Origin of the sequence: Maribacter algicola (genome assembly GCF_003933245.1) — a bacterium.
Classification (GTDB): Bacteria; Bacteroidota; Bacteroidia; order Flavobacteriales; family Flavobacteriaceae; genus Maribacter; species Maribacter algicola.
Window position 1 is genome coordinate 516224 of record NZ_QUSX01000001.1, and the last position, 20149, is coordinate 536372.

The window sequence follows — 20149 nt, forward strand, 5'->3', positions numbered from 1 at the left end:
GCTTTTCTTTTTAAGTTTGTGGTTTACATTTCCAATGCTTTCTTCACATCATTGTCCATCAACAATTCCTCGGGACTCTCCAAGGCCTCTTTAACAGCGACCAAAAATCCTACGGACTCCTTGCCGTCTATGATTCGGTGATCGTAAGATAAAGCCACGTACATAATGGGCGCAATGGCAATGGCACCATCCCTAGCTATAGGACGCTCCACGATATTATGCATCCCTAGGATGGCACTTTGTGGGGGGTTTATAATAGGTGTGGACAACATGGAACCAAAAACGCCACCATTTGTGATGGTAAAGGTACCTCCGGTCATCTCATCCACCGTTATTTCACCTTCCCTTGCCCGTATGGCCAATCGTTTTACTTCGGCCTCTATGCCCCTAAAAGAAAGATTTTCCGCATTTCTAATAACGGGAACCATCAAACCTTTTGGTCCTGATACCGCAATACTGATATCGCAAAAATCAAAGGAAACCATTTCCTTTTCATCTATCATGGAGTTTACGGCAGGATACATTTCCAATGCCCTTACAACGGCCTTGGTGAAGAATGACATAAAGCCAAGACCAACACCGTGCCTATCCTTAAAGGCATCCTTGTACTTATTACGCAACTCGAATATTGCGGACATATCCACCTCGTTAAAAGTGGTCAACATGGCCGTTTCATTTTTTACGGATACCAATCGCTCTGCCACCTTTCTCCTTAACATGGAAAGCTTGGACCTGGTCTCGCCTCGATTACCGCCAGAAACAGGAGACCCCATGGATGGCTTCGCGTTCATGGCATCGGACTTGGTAATTCTTCCATCTTTGCCCGTTCCAGTAACTGTTGAAGCTTCCACACCCTTTTCACCAAGTATTTTCTTAGCTGCCGGCGAAGCCACTCCAGATGCATAGGTTTCTTTTGCCTGAGTGGGTTGGGGAGCCTTTTCACTTTCCTTTTTTTTCTCCTTGGAAGCTTGTTGCTTATCCAAATCCTTTTCGGCATTACTCGAGGAACCTTCATCCCCACCTGTTGCAGAGCTTGCCGCCTTACTAGCGCCATCTGGTTTATCAGCCCCGGTATCTATGAGACAAACTACAGCTCCCACGGCAACGGCATCACCTACCTCGGCCTTTAGGGTAATGGTTCCGCTTGCCTCTGCGGGCAACTCCAACGTTGCCTTATCTGAATCGACTTCCGCAATGGCCTGGTCCTTCTCAACATAATCCCCATCTTCGACCAGCCACTCGGCTATCTCAACTTCAGTTATGGACTCCCCCGGTGAGGGAACTTTCATTTCTAAAATCATTCTTTCTATAATTAGCTATTCTTAAATCTTAATTATTTTGGTTTGGACATATTATCCTTCGTTTTGTCAAAGACATAATCGATTACTTGCTGGTGTCTTGCTTTGGACCGTACTGCACTTCCCGCTGCCGGGGCTGCGTAAAATCTTCTGGAGGCCACCCTAAACTTGTTCACATCGCTAAAATGCATCATTAAATGGCTCCATGCGCCCATGTTCCTTGGTTCTTCCTGGGCCCAAACAATGTCATCCGCATTTTTATACTTGGCAATAATCTCCTTCATTTGCTTATCAGGTAATGGAAATAACTGCTCCAAACGAATTAGTGCGACATCATCCCGATTCAATTCCTCTTTTACGGCAAGCAGGTCATAGTAAAACTTACCGGTACAGAAAACCAAGCTTTTGACCTTTTTGACATCTGCAGAAACATCGTCTATTACTTCCTTGAAACTACCGTTTGCCAACTCCTCCACAGTAGAAACCGCTTTTGGATGTCTCAACAAACTCTTTGGGGTAAATATAATAAGCGGTTTTCTAAAATTGGCTTTCATCTGCCTCCTTAAAATATGGAACATCTGGGCCGGGGTTGTCACATCGGCGATGTACATGTTATCCCTAGCACATAGCTGAAGATATCTTTCCATCCTCGCGGAAGAGTGTTCCGCACCTTGACCTTCATATCCGTGAGGCAACAACATTACCAGACCATTCTGTAGCTTCCATTTATCCTCTGCCGCAGAGATATATTGATCGATCATAATTTGGGCGCCATTGCTGAAATCGCCAAATTGGGCCTCCCAAATGGTCAAGGTATTAGGACTTGCCATGGCATATCCATAATCAAAACCGACTACACCATATTCTGATAAGAGCGAGTTATATATTTGAAACCTTCCTTGTTCTTTAGATATATTGTTGAGCAACAGTACTTCCTCCTCGCTTTCCTCAACCTTCATAACCGCGTGCCTGTGGGAAAAGGTTCCTCGTTCCACATCCTGTCCGGACATACGTACGCCAAAACCTTCCTGTAACAGTGTTCCATAGGCCAAAAGTTCTCCCATAGCCCAGTCCAAAGAATCGTCCTCAAAGTACATTTTATGTCGGTCTTTCACCAACTTCTCCACTTTGCGCAAAAACTTTTTCCCTTTTGGCAGCTCCGTAATGACTTTGGCAATCTCGGTTAGCTTTTCCTTGTCAAAGGTAGTATCTACAAGGTCCATCATCTCCCATTCCCGCACATTCTCAAAGCCTTTCCATTCATCGGCCATAAATGGCGTAATAATGGTTTTATCCTCTTTTCTGGAATCCTCTAATTTAATTTCAAGGGAATCCTTGTACTGTTTTTCCAATTGGGCCACATAATCTTCATTGATTACGCCTTCCTTGATCAAACGCTCCGCATAAATGTCGCGCGGATTCATATGTTTGGCTATGGCCTTGTATAGTTTTGGCTGTGTAAACCTAGGCTCATCACCCTCGTTGTGCCCGTATTTCCTGTATCCCAAAAGATCTATAAACACGTCCTGTTCAAATTGCATCCTATATTCCAAAGCGAACAATGCCGCATGGACAACAGCTTCTGCATCATCTGCATTTACATGCAATACCGGACTCAAGGTTACCTTACCAACATCCGTGCAATACGTAGAACTTCTGGCATCCAAATAATTTGTGGTAAACCCTATTTGGTTATTTACCACTATATGAATTGTACCCCCGGTCTTATAACCATCCAAATTGGCCATTTGTACAACTTCATATACAATGCCTTGGCCGGCAATGGCAGCATCACCATGTACCACAATGGGAAGTACTTTTGAAAAATCCTCTGGATAATGGGCATCTTGCTTTGCCCTGGTTATACCTTCAACTACGGCTCCTACCGTTTCCAAATGGGATGGATTGGGCGCAATGTTCATTCGAATCTTATTCCCATTATCGGACATTCGGTCCGAAGTCCAACCCAAATGATATTTTACATCACCATCAAAAATCTCCTGCTCATAATCCTTCCCGTCGAATTCACTGAAAATATCCTTGGCAGACTTCCCAAAAATATTGGTCAGGACATTTAGGCGGCCCCTGTGGGCCATTCCCATTACGAATTGTTTTACTCCCATTTCCGCGGCACGCTCCACTATCACATCCAAAGCGGGTATCAATGATTCATTGCCCTCTAGGGAAAATCGCTTTTGGCCCACATATTTAGTGTGCAAAAAGCCTTCGAAGGAAACCGCCTGATTCAACTTCTTCAGTATATGCTTTTTTCGTTCCGGACCAAAACTTGGATGATTGTCATTGACATTGATCCAATTCTGTATCCATTTGATTCTTTCCGGTTTTCTGATATACATATATTCCACACCGATGGAATCACAATAGATACTGGTCAAGTGGGCGATGATTTCCCTCAAAGTACTGGGTCCAATCCCAATGATGTCCCCCGCGTTGAAAACCGTATCCAAATCGGCCTCCGTAAGACCAAAATTTTCTATGTCCAGTGTAGGCTCGTATCGCCTTCTTTCCCTAACGGGATTTGTTTTTGTAAACAAATGCCCCCTACTCCTGTAGCCATCTATCAACCTAATTACCTGAAACTCCTTTTGTAAGGATTCCGGCATTTCAACTTGGTTGCCGTTGATGGTAACGGTACTTCTGTTTTCCGGGTGGATATCTAATTCGTCCAACGAACTCTCCATGCCAAAATCAAAACCTTGAAAAAAGGCGCGCCAACTTGGCTCAATGCTATCCGGATTGATTAAATACTTGTCATATAGCTCGGAAAAATAAGAGGTATGAACAGCATTCAAAAAGGAATATTTATCCATGAATTACTTTCTGTATCTTTAGAAGAAATTTGTACAAAAATACAACATTTACTATATCTAACGGAATGTTGCCAGGTAATATTGAAAAAAAATATTGTTTAAAACAAATTTGAAAAAAGGATGGATAAAAAATACATTTTAACCTGTTATCTACTGCTTTTAACAAGTTTGGTCTTCGCCCAATCCTACACTAATAATTCCGGATTTTTCAAAAGGGTACGCTATGGAGGCAGCCTTGGACTGGGTTTTTTTAACGGCGGATTCAATATCAATGTTTCCCCTAGTGCCATTTATCCCCTTACCAATGAATTTTATGCAGGGGCCAGCCTAAATTTCAATTATGCCAAATTCAACGATGAAAAACTTTTGGCCTATGGAGGAAGTATTTTATCCCTCTACAACCCAATCCCTGATATACAAATTTCCGCAGAATTTGAGCAACTTAGGATTAACAGATCTTTGGAAGCCTTTCCAACTAGGATAGAGGACAATTATTGGCTACCGGCCCTATTTTTAGGCGTGGGATATAGCACCTATAATGTTACATTTGGCTTGCGATATGATTTACTTTACAACGACAATAAAAGTATTTACGGAAATGCATTGATGCCATTTGTTCGGGTATATTTTTAAACCATTTTAATTCGCTTCACCAACCAATAACCAAACCAACCAATATGAATAAACTGAAAAACAGATACCTCTCCCTTGATGTTTTTAGGGGATTGGATGTGGCTTTAATGATCATTGTAAATTCTCCCGGCAATGGAGAAACCAGTTTCGCCCCTTTAAAGCATGCAGAGTGGCACGGTTTCACGCTAACAGATCTTGTTTTTCCCACCTTTTTGTTTGTGGTTGGCAACGCCATGAGCTTCAGTATGAAAAAGTATGAGACCCTAGGAGATGCCGCCTTTTTCAAAAAAGTATTGAAGCGATTTGCCATTATATTTCTCTTGGGATTCTTAATGTATTGGTTCCCGTTTTTTGAAAACGGAACGCTAAAACCTCTTGCCGAAACCCGAATATTCGGCGTTCTTCAGCGCATTGCCCTGTGCTATCTTTTTGCTTCTATTCTAGTCTATTATTTCAAAACACGCAAAGTAATTATATTTAGCGCATGCGCTTTGATAGGTTACCACATTCTTTTATTGACTTTCGGAGACCTCACTTTACTAGGCAATGCTGTTTTAAAGCTGGATAAAATTTTAATTGGTGCCGATCATATGTACCATGGCAATGGCGGTGTAGCTTTCGACCCTGAAGGGCTATTAAGCACACTACCATCCATCGTGAATGTCCTAGCTGGATACCTTACAGGCAAATTCATTCAAAAAAATGGACAGAACTACGAAACGGTGGCGAAACTTCTAATGTTTGGCTGTATTTTGGTTTTTGCAGGATTGGCTTGGGATTTAATTTTACCCATTAATAAAAAACTATGGACCAGTTCCTTTGTGCTTTTAACATGCGGAATCGACCTCTTCGTAATTGCTATTTTGGTTTACTTGTTAGACATGACCAAGACATTTAAAAGGACCTACTTCTTTGAGGTTTTTGGAAGAAATACCCTTTTTATTTACCTCTTGTCAGAAATCTTCATTATCAGCTTATTTGAAATCAAAATGAAAGGAACAACTGCCTACAATTGGATAGCGGATAATATTTTCATTGCTATGGCAGGAGACTACATGGGATCCTTATTGTTCGCCCTTTGGGTTATGTTGACTTGCTGGTTGGTAGGTTATGTTATGGATAAGAAGGGCATTTATATAAAAGTTTAGTTTTTTTAATCGCAACGAGCAAAACAACCCTAATCACTTATACTTGTTTTTGAGCCAAACTTTTTGAAATTCCCGCTTTAGGATTAGAAACGCCATTTGCCCTGAAACCTCAACGGCATCGGTAACCTCTATATGTTGAAATTCCCTTTCCGGAATATCTATGATATAAAGAACGTTTAGATATTCAGAAAATCGTTCCATCATCAAGAAATAGATTTTCTCTACAAGTACCTTGATCAGTTCCTCACTTTTGATATCACTCGTTATATTCAAGGGATTATTGGCCAAGGCAAAATCCTTTTCCAATTGCAACAATAAACGATCATACAATTCTTGATTTCCGGATAATTCCAATAACTGCCTGCTATTCTGAACTTGGTGCTCCATACAAGGATTTAAATCGAGGAGTTACTGCTTATAGACAACCCCTTCCTTCATCACGAAAGTAACTTCTTCCAATGTGTCCACATGTTGCAATGGATTTTCATCCACGGCCACAATATCCGCTATAAAACCTTCCTTTATCTGCCCCAAATTATCCATCCCCAAAAGATTGGCATTGGTGATGGTTGCCGATTGCAATGTTTCAAGTATAGGCATCCCAGCCCGGTGCATATACCCAAACTCTTTACCATTTTCCCCATGTGGCGAAACCCCTGAATCCGTTCCAAAGGCAATGGGAACCCCTTTTTTATAAGCTTTGGCAAAGGTTTTCTCTGAATAGGGCCCGATCTCCAACGCCTTCTTGGCGACGACAGGGGGAAAATATCCCGGTATTTTAGCCAAGCGAGCCGCTTCCTGACCCGCTGAAATCGTGGGAACCAAATAGGTATTATATTGAATCATAAGATCCATGGTTTCTTCGGACATCAACGTTCCGTGCTCAATGGTCTTAATTCCCCCTTTTATGGCCCGCTGCATCCCCTCATCACCATGTGCGTGGGCGGCGGTCAACATTCCATAGTCATTGGCCGTATCCGTAATCGCCTTTACTTCCTCTATGGTAAACTGTGGATTTTGTCCATTTTTTGCCACACTTAGTACACCTCCCGTGGCGGTAATCTTGATAACATCAGCTCCATTTTTGTAGCGTTGGCGAACCGCCTTTCTGCCGTCTTCCGGCGAGTTTACAACTCCCTCCTTGGGTCCCGGGTCCCCCATGAGGTCATCCCTGGTACCGTTGGTGGGATCCGCATGGCCACCTGTAGTTGCGATCGATTTACCTGCGGTAAATATTCTTGGCCCTATAATGGTACCTTTATTGATTGCATTTCTGAGGGCAATGTTCACCCCCGAACCTCCCAAATCACGTACCGTGGTAAATCCGGCCATCAAGGTTTTCTTAGCGTAAATCGTAGATTGAAAGGCCACGTCTGCTTCATTTTTGGTAAATCGCTCCAAATATCTGGATGGGCTAGATTCACTTTCAATATGAACGTGCATATCAATAAACCCGGGCAAGATGGTCTTTGATTTTAAATCCACTACCTTATCGGCATTGGTGCCTGAAACAAAGCCGTTTCGGATGCTTTTTATCAATCCGTCGGAAACAACAATAGTCCTTTCTTCAAGTAGCTTGCCAGATGCAACATCCAGAATATATCCACATTGGAGATAGGTGTCCTGGGCACTTAAAAAGGCAGTGCCCAAAAAAAGTAAAATGAATGGCAGGTTTTTCATAGGCAAGAGATTCTACATTAAATAAGTGGAAATATAGCCATATTTCCCCTTATAAACATTCATAACCTATGAAATCATTTTCTGATTTTTTGTTCCCAATCCCAGGCGGATTTCATGGCCTCATCCAATGAATATTTTGATTTCCAACCAAGTACATTATTGGCCTTGGTCGTGTCCGCATAGGCCGAAGTGATATCTCCAGGTCTTCTACCTACTATTTTGTAATTCAGTTTTTCACCAGAAACCCTTTCAAAACTATGAATTACTTCTAGGACCGAACTTCCCTTTCCAGTACCTACATTAAAGACTTCATAATTTTGGCTGTTCTTTGATGCCAATAAGCGCTCCAAAGCCACGACATGGGCCTTTGCCAAATCCACAACATAGATATAGTCCCTAATACAGGTACCATCTTCCGTGGGATAATCATCTCCAAAAACAGCTAGTTCCTTTCTAAGCCCTACTCCGGTTTGCGTTATAAATGGCACTAGGTTCTGTGGCACACCTATTGGCAATTCGCCAATTTCAGAGCTAGGATGGGCGCCCATAGGGTTAAAATATCGAAGTGCAATGGCTTTTAAATGTGGGGTTACCTTGCAGGTATCCCTAATAATTTCCTCCCCAATCTGCTTGGTATTTCCATACGGAGATTCGGCCTCCTTAACCGGAGCATTTTCGGAAATAGGCATTTTATCAGCTTGGCCATAAACGGTACAGGAGGAACTGAAAATGAAATTAGCCTTGTTCTTTTTACTTAGCTCCTTTAATATATAAATAAGAGCGCCAATATTATTCTCATAATACAGCAAAGGCTTCTCCACGCTTTCCCCTACAGCCTTGGAAGCCGCAAAGTGTATAACACCTTCTATATCCTGATTTCTTTGAAAAAAGTCTTCAACCTTGTCCCTGTCCTTTAAATCCAACTTCTCAAAAATTGGTTTTATTCCGGTTATTTTTTCTATACCATCAAGTACCTTTTCATCGGCATTGGAACAATCGTCTATGATTATAACCTCAAATCCTTTGTCTTGCAGTTCTACTACCGTATGGGAACCTATAAAACCAAGTCCACCGGTTACTAATATTTTCATTTCGATTATTTTAAATACCCTCTAAATGTAAGCACCAATTAACCTATCCATTAATATACTCGATGACCTTATTGGTAATAAAGGCGATTTGTTCATCATCTAGTTCTGTATGCATGGGAAGGGAAATAACTTCGTTCACTAATTGGTTGGTTACCATAAAATCGGCTTCCTTATATCGTTCATCCAAATAGGCTTTTTGTCGATGTAAAGGAATGGGGTAATAGATTCCGCATGGAATATCGTTTTCCGCCAAAAACCTGACCAGACCATCTCGCTTACCACTGGTAATTCGTAAAGTATACTGATGGAATACATGACAATCACAGGTATCACAAATACCCTCACAAGAATTGACAGTTTTTGGGAGTATAATGTCTTTCTGATTTTTTAAGGCCGCATTGTATTTCTTGGCCGCCGCCCTACGGGCATCACAATATCCGTTCAATTTTGGGAGTTTTGCCCTTAAAACTGCCGCCTGAATGGAATCCAACCTAGAATTTACACCGATTACATCGTGGTGGTATCTTTCGTACATCCCATGGTTTACAATGCCCCTAAGGGTATGGGCTAAATCGTCATCATTGGTAAAAATGGCACCTCCGTCCCCATAGCAGCCCAAATTTTTTGATGGAAAAAAGGAAGTAGCTCCCACGTGCCCTATGGTACCCGCCATTTTTTTGGTTCCATTTGCCGATAAATATTTTGCGCCAATCGCTTGGGCATTGTCTTCAATTACATACAGATTATGCTTATGGGCCAAAGCCATAATAGCATCCATATTGGCACATTGGCCAAAAAGATGAACAGGGACTATAGCTTTTGTTTTTGAGGTAATTGCCTTCTCAACGGCATCAATATCAATATTGAAGGTCTCCTTATCCACATCTACCAAAACGGGCGTAAGTTGCAATAAGGCTATCACCTCCACTGTGGCCGCGAACGTAAAATCAGCCGTAATTACTTCATCCCCTGGTTTCAAATCAAGCCCCATCATGGCAATTTGTAAGGCATCGGTACCATTCGCACATGGGATTACATGTTTTACGCCAAGATATGTCTCCAACTCCTTTTGAAAGGCATGTACTTCAGGCCCATTTATAAAAGACGTGGATTCCAATATTTGGAAAATTGACGCATTGACTTGTTCCTTTATTTCCTGATACTGACCGCCAAGGTCAACCATCTGTATTTTTTTCATTTTACGGTATTAGATGCACTAGGGCAAAAATACGAAACGTCCCATAATGATTTTCTTGAAAGAACCGTAATTTAGTCGCAAACAAATAAATTTGCGCTACATCTATTCCTTTGCTGTTTCTATAACATGGCAAATCCTAAAAATTATAGGGTTTGCCAATCCCAAGATTTCAAAATTTGTCAAAGGACGAAATATGGTCCTTGAAACCTTAAGAAATCATATTTCCAAAAGCGATCGGGTTATTTGGATTCATGCCGCATCCTTGGGAGAATATGAACAAGGATTGCCCATTTTGGAGCAGTTGAAATTAGCGTACCCCAACCATAAAGTCTTGCTGACCTTTTTTTCACCTTCCGGATATGAGGTTAAAAAGAATTCCTCGCCTGCCGATATCACCACATACTTGCCTTTTGACATTCCTGGGAAAGTAAACTCCTTTTTGAATGCCGTTAGACCCGATATGGCGATTTTTATCAAATACGAGATTTGGCCCAACTATCTTTTTGAATTGCATAAAAGGGCCATCCCTTCCATCCTGATTTCGGCTAGGTTCAGTCCCGACAAAATCTATTTTAAAAATTATGGAGGTTTTATGAGAGAGGCTCTTCGCAGCTTTTCACACCTATACGTGCAGGATAAACCATCCAAGGAACTACTTGACAAAATTGGAATAAAAAATGTAAGTATCGCCGGGGATACACGTCTTGATAGAGTTGCGGAAATTCTAAAAAGAGACAACACCCTAGACGTAATCAGCTCTTTTTGTAAAGGGAAAAAGTGCCTTGTAGCAGGAAGCACCTGGCCAGAGGACGAGCGGATACTCACCAACTATATTAATCATGCACCCAATGACCAAAAGTTCATCATTGCCCCCCATACCATAAAGGAAAGCCATATTCAAAGTCTTTGCCAGTCCATTGACAAAAAGACCGTTCTATATTCTAAAATTTCACTGGTACTTGAAAATGATGTTCAGGTTATAATCGTTGACACTATTGGGCTATTGACCAAAATATACAGTTATGCGTCCATAGCGTATGTGGGTGGCGGATTTGCCACAGGCCTTCATAACACTCTGGAACCTGCTGTTTTTGGAATTCCCGTTGTAGTAGGCCCAAAATATCAAGGTTTTCTTGAAGCAGAACAACTGGTCCAATTGGGAGGTATACTTCCAATACAAGATAAAGAGGAGTTTAATAATAGTATCAATCGATTATTTAAAGACCCCCAAGAACGTAAGAGCATCGGAGAAATCAATTCACAATATATCTTAAATAATAAAGGGGCAAGCGTCCATATCATGGCAGGGATACGTACATTATTAAAGTAATCAATGCCTAAAACAGATGAGAAACCCAAAAATCATCTACTCTTTGCTACTAGCCATCACCCTTTCTTCTTGTTGGGATTCATTTGTAAATACCAGGGAAAACAAAAATCAAGAAACCCAGAAGAAAATAGACTCCATCAAAATGAATCCTGACTCATTGAGACGTCCCCTTAAAAAACAAAATAGGCCCAAGGGAAACAAAGCTTTGGACACTTTAAAACCCGGAATAGCAATGGTATTCTTTCCTGTAAAGGAAATAAACAAAAGTTAGCTGCACGTAAAGTTTCAGTTTTTAACAGAGGATTTTTCTCTCTTGGTCGAATTAACCGCCTGTTTTTCAGAATCTTTATCTCAAAATCGGTATATTGTATTAAAGTTCCCCTGAGCTAGACCTGGAGGAATTGAAAACAAACGTTAATTTTTACTGCTACCAAGGGTTGATGTATATCAATCCCAGTTATCGAGTAAACAACACTATTAGGATTATGGAACAGGAACTTTCTTTTGGAGTGAAACTCCTCAATGGATTTTTAAAACTTATGATTGCTTGCCTAATTGGTATATTGGTCGCAATCCCCATTGCATTGATTTTAGATTGGTTAGGTATTATCGATTAGTATGAACAGATAAAATAGTTATAGGATGTGTATCTAAGGGTGCACATCTTTTTTAGTTTAAAAAATCGACCAATAGTCTGCTTTTATCGATATAAAGTAACGATTCAAAATTCAAGGACTACAAAATTATGCCCCTAGACCACGCTAAAACCCCACTACACAACAACGCCTACAATTAAAAGGTAGATTTCACGTACTTTATAATAAATAACTTTAAAGTAGGTAATGTTATGAACCATTTATCATTTAAAACCGGGGTTGACGCGTACTTGTCAGTTCTGATTATCGCAATGAACGCCTTTTTGGCCGTAGTTGCCGTAGGATCCTTATTGGCCTTGTTTGGCTTAATTTAAACCTTCTAAATTTCCAATTATAGATTAAAATCTACGATTAGCAAAAAAACCCTCCAAATTGGAGGGTTTTTTTTGTTAGCTTCCCATTATACCCCATTGAACTTTCCAAAAACTATAGCCTAAACCAAAACAAAATTCTGATTGTAAGTAAGTTGTAATACAGCTACAAATAAGAATATTAAATGCTCTTACATACATAGCTATTGACAAGTTTATTTTATAATTTAGTTTTCCCCTAAGGTTGATTATGACGGTTTGAAAAAAAACTCCAAAATATTCGTTTTTGTTTTTATTGCGATTCACACATTTGCTTTTTCGCAAAAACAGAAAAATGATAGCATAATCGAATATTTAAATCGTATTGAAAAGTTGGTTTCAGAAACTAAAAATCAAAACAAATATGATGAAATCAACAAATTGACCTCTATGAAGGATAATGCTTCTGGCAAAGAAAAAGCGGATATCCTACTTCAATTATGTCATCTATATAAATATAGAAATATTGACATAGCCAAAAACTACAATAAAGAAGCATTGGCTGTATCTGAGGATATCAATTATCAAAATGGCATCTACAAAGCCAAATATAATTTGGCTTATCTCATGTTCATACAAGGTGATTTCAATCGTTCAATGGAAGTCATTAAGGGTTTGGAAAAGGCAATAAATTACAAGCAATACCCAGAAACCTACGCGGAATTTGAAACCATAAAATCCGATATATACACGGAAAAGGGGGAATATGACAAAGCACTGGAAACAGGTCTCAAACTTTTGGACATTTCAGAAAACACCAATAATAAATTCATATTATCAAAGGCACACGCCGCTTTATCCCATTATTACCTTCGATTGGAAAATTATCAAAAAGCCCTAGAGCATTGTCTAAAAGGTTTGGATTTCATTATTAAACAAAAGGACAACCACTATATTTTTCAAAAAGTGGATGAAATAGCAAGGATGTCCGCAAAGCTGGGAGACAAAGAAGCCGCCTTAAAAGCATACAATTTCTATTTAAAATTGGAAAAAGAACTATACTCCCCTGGAAGTTATATACAAAGCGTCGTGTATATGAACATGGCAGACATCTATCTTTCCAATGGCGAATATGAACGTTCCAAAAACTATTTGGACCGATCAATAAGCATGATAATGGCAAACAACTACAGGTTTCGGCTGCCAAGGGCTCTTTTAATCCAAGCCGAACTCTATCTAAAGACCAGAGATACCTTAAGCGCTATATTAACCTATGAAAAAAGTATAGATGCTGCGGAAAATATCAACGCTTTTGACGTAATAAAATCCAACAGTCTAATTTTAATGGATCTTTATAACAAAGTAGGTAGGCCCGATAAAGTTAATGAAAATAAGACCTTGTACGACGCTATTAAAGACTCACTGTTCAACAATGAGAAAGAGCAACGCATAGTTATCCTAGAGGCCCGAAGAAAGATTAAAGAGGCCGGATTAAGACAACAGGCGCTTGAATTGGAGAATATTTCGCAAAGAGCTGAACTAACCTCCATTATAACTGTGCTGCTATCAATTCTAGTAATTGGATTCTTTGGGGTTGTGGCCTATGTAAAATTCAAGGAAAAAAACAAAGTTATTTATAGGAGGACTATTGAAAATCTTGAGACACAACTAAAAGCACAAAACAAAAATATTCCCATTAGACCATTAAATGTCAAAACTGAAGACAAAACAAATAATACTTTAGACGACAATGTAAAGTATATAATATTAAAAAGGTTAAAAAAATTGGAAGAGGAACTCTTCTTTATTGATTCCAGTTGTAACCTACATCAGTTATCAGAAAAACTTAAAACCAATCCCAAATATCTATCGCAAGTTATAAACATTGAAAAAGGCTCCAATTTTAATAATTATATAAATGAGCTTAGAATAAATTACTTATTAACAAGACTGGTACAGGATGAAGAATTTAGGCAAAGAAAATTAAGTTATATCGCCTCATCCATAGGATATAACAATCTAAACACCTTCAACGCAGCCTTCAAGAAAAGACAGGGAATCCTACCGTCCTATTTCATTAAGAAATTAAATGAAGAAGCATAATAGTAGAAACCATTAATTATAAAAATAGAAAAAGGTAGCAAGGTGAACCTGTACTACCTTCTTTTTGAAATTAAATAAACTAACTCTAACAATTTTGTAAACCTAATTACAGTGACAATTTACACTAAAAATCAGCCACTTATGTTGTAAAGCGTGATTGAATCTGTAAAATTCATGAATTTTACAGAGTAAGGACACAAATAATATATTAAAGAAATTTTCTTAACCTGACAAATAGATAATTAGTTTACAATCAACTTAATAACCATAGGTCCCAAATAATAATTCAGGTAGGAGTTATTACATAAATATTTAAGAACTTGTTGCTTTGGATTGATTTCAAGAATAATAAAAAGATTTAGATTAAACCAATCAATAAACAAATGAAAAGGACTTATTTGAGAGCCACTATATAAATCTACTGATAAATATCATAGTAATTCAAGACAACAAAAAAGGCTCGAAGAAATAATTCTTCGAGCCTTTACTATTGATTTAATAAACTACTTACTTATAAACACTTTCTTAATACGCAGGATCTTGTGTCAACGTAGGTTGTCCATCCAATGCGGAACGATCAATTGCTTCCAATGGAATTGGGAAGTACTCATGCTTACCAGCTGTAAAGGAACGACCTTGAAGATATGACCTGTGTTGAGACTCACTGGCTATATACGCGTTCAATACTTGAGCTGATACGCCCCATCGTTGAAGGTCAAAGAACCTATGTCCTTCTAACGCGAATTCTAAACGAGACTCAAAGCGTACGGCTTTCCTCGCCAATGCTTGATCCGTCCAAGGAGTATCATAAGTAGCAATATCATAATTAGCTGCAGGTACTCCAGGTTCAATGGTGAAATCGTTTCTCTCAGCACCCTGTATTGCATTGGGAACGAAACCTTCTGGGTTCGCAGCCCTACTCCTTATTTCATTTACCAACTCCCTAGCTCTTTCCAAATTACCCAATTCCACTTCTGCCTCAGCAAGCCACAAGTAAATCATACCTAGTCTCATGATTCGGTAATTATTTGCAGATAGGTTACCCCAACCACCTTGGCCAAATGCTTCCGGCTCGGCAACGTGCTTCATGGAGAAAAATGGACCTGCATATGATAAATCTCTTACGAAATCGGTCTGATAAATCTTGAATCCTTTGTAAAGTATACCAGGTCTACCTACAGTATGGTCCAATCTTGGGTCTAAAGTTGTAGTAACTACAGATGATCCATCTGCATTCGTATCAGCAGAAACATCAGTAGCATCAAAAGTATCCAATAAGGGCAAACCATTTTCAGTCTGATAAGCGTTGACCAAGTTTTGTGAAGCTTGATAAAAACCACAGCAACCCCATGGATCTGTATATGGGTGTGCAAGTCCAATACCCCTATTAGAGGCATCACCGGTAGCACTATTAATTGCATATTGCACTTCAAAAATTGATTCCGCATTATTACGGGTTGCCACTAAAAAGTTATCTTCAAATTTATCCATTAATTCGAAAGGACCGTTGTTTATGATATCATCAAATATGGCCTTGGCCTCACTCATTTTAGCAGTATTGGCGTTGCCACTTTGATCAAATCCCTGATAGATTTTAGCCTTACCTAAAAATGCTTTGGCTGCCCAGCTGGTAGGTCTACCAACATCACCTTGTGTATCTGGCAATACCGAGGCAGCAGCTTCAAAATCAGCCTCTATAAATGGCCATATCTCCCTGTCATTAGGTATTTTAGTACTTTCCAAATCATTTAGGACAAAGTTTTCATCACTAATGTAGACCGGCATACGCCACATTTTTCTTGCCTCAAAATGGAAAAGACCTCTTAAAAAACGTGCTTCCGCAATAATTTGTTCCCTCCTCGCATCAGATATTCCATCCTCAACAAGAGCTAAGGTATTTATTACATTGTTCGCTGCGGCAACACCTTTGTACAATCCTCTCCATTTATCACGGATATGCACATTAAAAGCTTGAAAATCGTACGCTTCTATAAAGGATTGTTCTGGCTGGTCACCGGCATCCGTACCTTTTAAGGCATCATCAGACGCTATGTTGAAAACCCAACTGTGTATATCGTTGTGCCAGGTTTGTCCAGTAAGACCTCCACCTGGAACCATAGTATAGGCCGCAATTAGAAGACCTTCAACCCCTTCTGGAGTGGCTACATCACCTTCACTGAAACGGCCTTCCGGTTCCCTGTTTAAATATTCATCACTACAGCCAGTCGCCAAAATCAATATGGCGAATAAGGCCCCGAGCATAAAATTTCTCTTTTTCATAATACTTGTATCTAACATAATTTTTTTAATTTAAAGTTACATTAAGTCCCAATAGGAATGTTCTTGCAACAGGCATGAACCCTCCGTCGTAACCAATATCAATACTATTTGGTGTTTGAATTTCAGGATTTAGACCAGAATATTTTGTCCAAGTAGCCAAGTTTTGACCTTGAATATATACTGAAGCCCTGGATATTCCTGGAATAGCATCCAATAAACCTTCGTTAAAATTATAACTCAACTGGACGTTCTTAATTCTAAAGTAGCTACCATCTTCCACAAAATAAGATGAAGGTCGGCTACTTACTTGGTCATTGGCGTCCATAATTGGCACAGTTGCGCCTGGATTTGCAGCTACCCAAGTACTTGGGTCTGACTGTGGATTTGTGGGCTGCCAAGCACCATACAATGCCCTTGTAGATCGGTTACCTTGAAACGTGTTAAAATCTGCGAAATAACGCACATAGTTGTAAATATCGTTACCCTGTGAACCATTACCGAAAATATTCAGAGCCAAATTCTTATAGGTAAGATCTATATTGATACCATATACAAAATCTGGATGCGGATTTCCAATAACTGTCCTATCGTCATCGTTTATAACTCCATCCCCATTGATATCAGCTACTTTCAACTTTCCAGGTGCATTATAAGTACCGTACTCTGGCCAAGTATCAGCTTCTGCTTGAGATTGAAAGATACCAACGGTTTTAAATCCAAAGAAAGAAGATAGCGGAGATCCTGCCTGGGTTACCGTTAAAGAGGGTACCCTTCTTGACCCTCCTAAGAAACGGGTAGATGGGTTATCATCCAATTTGTCTACATTATTGGTGTAATGTGTAAAATTAGTATTGACACTGTAACCAAAATCTCCCTTTTTATCACTAAAGCCTAAATTAAATTCAACCCCTTTATTGGTAATACCACCCACGTTAAAACGAGGAGCTTCAGCCTGTCCAGCTGTATAGGTTGGAGGGATTTGAAACAACATGTCCGTAGTAACCCTAGTATACGCATCAAGAGAGAAAGTCAATCTATTTTGTAACATATTCAAATCTATCCCCACATTATTTGTAGTAGTCGTTTCCCACTTTGCATTGGGGTTACCAAATGCTTGTGTTTGAAAACCTATGGCAGGCGAGGAAGGATTACCATCAATTGGGTAACCTCCTGTTCCTATATTGGATTGAAAAGTCGTAAAGGCATTGTAGTCGCCAATCTGTTGGTTACCCGTTTGACCCCAACCATAACGTAACTTAAGATCATCGATCCAATCCACATTTTCCATAAAGCTTTCATCAGAAACCCTCCATCCTAAACTAAATGCAGGAAATATCGCGCTTCTGGAAGCTGATTGAAACCTAGATGAAGAATCATTTCTTAAAGTTACCTGTGCCAAATACTTTCCATTATAGTCATAGTCTATTCTACCAAACTGGGACCATAGCGAATAATCCTGCTCCACAAAACCATAGTTGGTAGATGTTGTTGCATTACCTAAATCCAAATAGCTTAGAATATTGGTAGTTTCAAAGGCAAAACGCTGTCTTGAGGCACCAAATCGCTCTTCAAATTGTTGAATACTCTCAACACCCAAAAAAGCCTTGAAATTGTGTACCTCATTGAATGTTTTGGTATATTCCAAACTATTAGTCCAAGTCCACTGATACTCATATTCCTCTCTAGCGGTAGAACTATTGATAAAGTTACCTTCTACGTACTCAGGCTGTGGCCTGCCTAAATCTCTATTACGCTGGGCCCTAACATCGGCACCAAAACTGGTGCGAATACTTAAATTTGGTGTAATATCATAATTTGCGAAAACGTTCCCTAAAAGTCGTAACCTGTAAGTCCTATCGTCTTGATCCCTAGCAAGAACCGCATAAGGGTTAAAGTTGTTACCTAAATTAGCACCCCTACTACCGGCAAAGTTGCCTGCAATATCATAGATGGGTAGCAACGGATGGTGCTTGTAAGCAGCGGAAACAGCATTTTGCTCTTGGTCATTTTGAAAGTTACCTTTTTGGTTATCAAAGGAAGCGGTAAAATTCTCACCAATGGTCAATTTACCATCTATTGCCTTGAACTCAGTGTTGGCCCTTAGTGACACCCTATTATAACTTGCAAATTTTACCAAATAGTCTTGCTCAAAATACCCTAGGGTAAATGCATATCTTGCACTTTCAGTTGCACCGGAAGCGGATATATTATGCTGTTGAATAGGCGCAGAGCGAGTAACGGCATCCCACCAGTTGGTATCGGCAGAACGTGTAATGGCATAAATATTGCCTTCTTCCAAGGCGTACAAACTTGGATCTGTACCAGGGTCTCCCTCATTAGCACCACTAGGAAATACAAAATCAGGAATTGTAACCTCGCCATTTGGTCCAAAAGTATATTGACCGTGACTTGGTGCTTTTCCAGCATACAAATCGGCCAAGTATAGGTACTCTCCCAATTCTCTAGCATTAAGTGCCTCTGGGTCCTTTTCAGGTGAACCTATACCATAATAAGAGTTGTATGATATGGTAGGCTTTCCTAATTTGCCCTTTTTAGTTGTAATGATGATAACACCATTGGCAGCCCTTGAACCGTAAATAGAAGAAGCAGAAGCATCCTTAAGTATTTGCAGGGACTCTACATCATTAGGGTTCAAATTGGCCTGAGCCTGGGTTGGTACACCATCAATTATATATAAAGGAGCGTTGTTACCAACTGTACCAAACCCACGGATTCTTACAGTAGCCTCACCGCCAGGCCTAGCATCGTTGATAATACTTACACCCGCTGCCCTACCTTGTAGTTGTTGGGCAAACGTAGTGGCAGGAACGGCTAAAAGTTCTTCCGTGTCCACAACAGAAACAGAACCGGTCAAGTCCTTTTTGGCCTGGGATCCATACCCTGTTACAACTACCTCGTCCAATTTACTAGCGTCCTCCTCCATAGTTACATCTATAGTAGATTGACCATTTACCGGCACTTCGACCGTCTTAAAGCCGATGTAGCTGAAGACTAAGGTGGCATTGTCATTTACATTGTCCAACGTATAATTACCGTCAAAATCAGTTTGGGTACCTGTCGTGGTACCTTTAATTAAAACACTAGCGCCAGGAAGTGGCCCAGTTTGGTCTGAAACTGTACCCGTTACGGTTTGAGCCTTTACCAACCCGAAACATAAAAATGCCCCGAACAGCAAAAAACCCTTTAAAAATGTACTCTTCATAAATGAATTTGGTTTAAGTTAATATTGATTGTTGTTAGTTAAAATGAAAAAACTAAATAAAGTTATGGAGCGAGTTTGCCATCTCCAAACAAAATGTTAATAGTCTAAAATTTTCTTAAAATTACCTTAAGGGATTTAAATCCAAATATGTTTCTTACCATAAGAAGTATCAAATTCATGAATTTTTAGATTTTTTGGCTTTCAAGGCCCATATAAAAATTGAAAGATTCGATTTTATTAGGTGTTCAATGTAAACCAAGTGGTATTAAATATTTCTGAAAAATTAGTAAATATTTAACTAATATTCGCAAATACTGCAAAAAATAATATTCAGAAACACAAGTCAAACTGAACTCATCGTGTAAAGTTTCTTTCTCTGAGCTTGTTA

13 protein-coding genes are annotated in these 20149 nt (G+C 39.6%); 5 read left to right on the forward strand and 8 right to left on the reverse strand.

Features of this window, described 5'->3' with window-relative positions; all coding sequences use genetic code 11:
* Positions 1-23 precede the first annotated feature (23 nt).
* Both odhB and DZC72_RS02245 read right to left on the reverse strand, forming a co-directional pair.
* Positions 24-1301, reverse strand: coding sequence for a 2-oxoglutarate dehydrogenase complex dihydrolipoyllysine-residue succinyltransferase (gene odhB, locus DZC72_RS02240; RefSeq protein WP_125221278.1), 1278 nt, complete (start codon positions 1299-1301; stop codon positions 24-26).
* Between the two features lie 32 nt (positions 1302-1333).
* The gene (locus DZC72_RS02245; protein ID WP_125221279.1) at positions 1334-4129 is read right to left on the reverse strand and encodes a 2-oxoglutarate dehydrogenase E1 component; all 2796 of its coding nucleotides are present in this window, start codon (positions 4127-4129) and stop codon (positions 1334-1336) included.
* A gap of 120 nt (positions 4130-4249) precedes the next feature.
* On the opposite strand from DZC72_RS02245, the gene DZC72_RS02250 reads away from it, so the two are divergent.
* Entirely contained in the window at positions 4250-4762 is a 513-nt protein-coding gene (locus DZC72_RS02250; RefSeq protein ID WP_243641625.1) for an alpha-ketoglutarate decarboxylase, read from the forward strand.
* 44 nt (positions 4763-4806) lie between these two features.
* Positions 4807-5910: an acyltransferase family protein gene (locus tag DZC72_RS02255; protein ID WP_125221280.1), complete on the forward strand. Its 1104-nt coding sequence runs from the start codon at positions 4807-4809 to the stop codon at positions 5908-5910.
* 33 nt (positions 5911-5943) lie between these two features.
* Here DZC72_RS02255 and DZC72_RS02260 read toward each other — a convergent pair whose 3' ends face one another.
* The 4 genes from DZC72_RS02260 to DZC72_RS02275 form a co-directional block, all read right to left on the reverse strand.
* Complete coding sequence (locus tag DZC72_RS02260; RefSeq protein ID WP_125221281.1) at positions 5944-6297, reverse strand: hypothetical protein; 354 nt, start codon at positions 6295-6297, stop codon at positions 5944-5946.
* A gap of 21 nt (positions 6298-6318) precedes the next feature.
* Positions 6319-7590, reverse strand: coding sequence for a metal-dependent hydrolase family protein (locus tag DZC72_RS02265; RefSeq protein WP_125221282.1), 1272 nt, complete (start codon positions 7588-7590; stop codon positions 6319-6321).
* A gap of 74 nt (positions 7591-7664) precedes the next feature.
* Positions 7665-8681 carry a UDP-glucose 4-epimerase GalE gene (gene galE, locus DZC72_RS02270; RefSeq protein WP_125221283.1) on the reverse strand — a complete coding sequence of 339 codons (1017 nt, stop codon included), beginning with the start codon at positions 8679-8681 and terminating at the stop codon, positions 7665-7667.
* A gap of 43 nt (positions 8682-8724) precedes the next feature.
* On the reverse strand, positions 8725-9879 hold the full coding sequence (locus DZC72_RS02275; RefSeq protein WP_125221284.1) for a DegT/DnrJ/EryC1/StrS family aminotransferase: 1155 nt from the start codon (positions 9877-9879) through the stop codon (positions 8725-8727).
* Positions 9880-9970: 91 nt separating this feature from the next.
* Between DZC72_RS02275 and DZC72_RS02280 the strand changes: the two genes are divergently transcribed.
* From DZC72_RS02280 to DZC72_RS02290, 3 genes are all read left to right on the forward strand, one after another.
* The gene (locus DZC72_RS02280; protein WP_125221285.1) at positions 9971-11209 is read left to right on the forward strand and encodes a 3-deoxy-D-manno-octulosonic acid transferase; all 1239 of its coding nucleotides are present in this window, start codon (positions 9971-9973) and stop codon (positions 11207-11209) included.
* A 16-nt stretch (positions 11210-11225) separates the two neighbouring features.
* On the forward strand, positions 11226-11480 hold the full coding sequence (locus DZC72_RS02285) for a hypothetical protein (RefSeq protein ID WP_125221286.1): 255 nt from the start codon (positions 11226-11228) through the stop codon (positions 11478-11480).
* 1125 nt (positions 11481-12605) lie between these two features.
* Positions 12606-14258: a helix-turn-helix domain-containing protein gene (locus DZC72_RS02290; protein ID WP_125221287.1), complete on the forward strand. Its 1653-nt coding sequence runs from the start codon at positions 12606-12608 to the stop codon at positions 14256-14258.
* A 525-nt stretch (positions 14259-14783) separates the two neighbouring features.
* Here the strand turns inward: DZC72_RS02290 and DZC72_RS02295 are convergent.
* Both DZC72_RS02295 and DZC72_RS02300 read right to left on the reverse strand, forming a co-directional pair.
* Entirely contained in the window at positions 14784-16538 is a 1755-nt protein-coding gene (locus DZC72_RS02295; RefSeq protein ID WP_125221288.1) for a RagB/SusD family nutrient uptake outer membrane protein, read from the reverse strand.
* Positions 16539-16563: 25 nt separating this feature from the next.
* Entirely contained in the window at positions 16564-19761 is a 3198-nt protein-coding gene (locus DZC72_RS02300; protein ID WP_125221289.1) for a SusC/RagA family TonB-linked outer membrane protein, read from the reverse strand.
* Between the last annotated feature and the right edge of the window lie 388 nt (positions 19762-20149).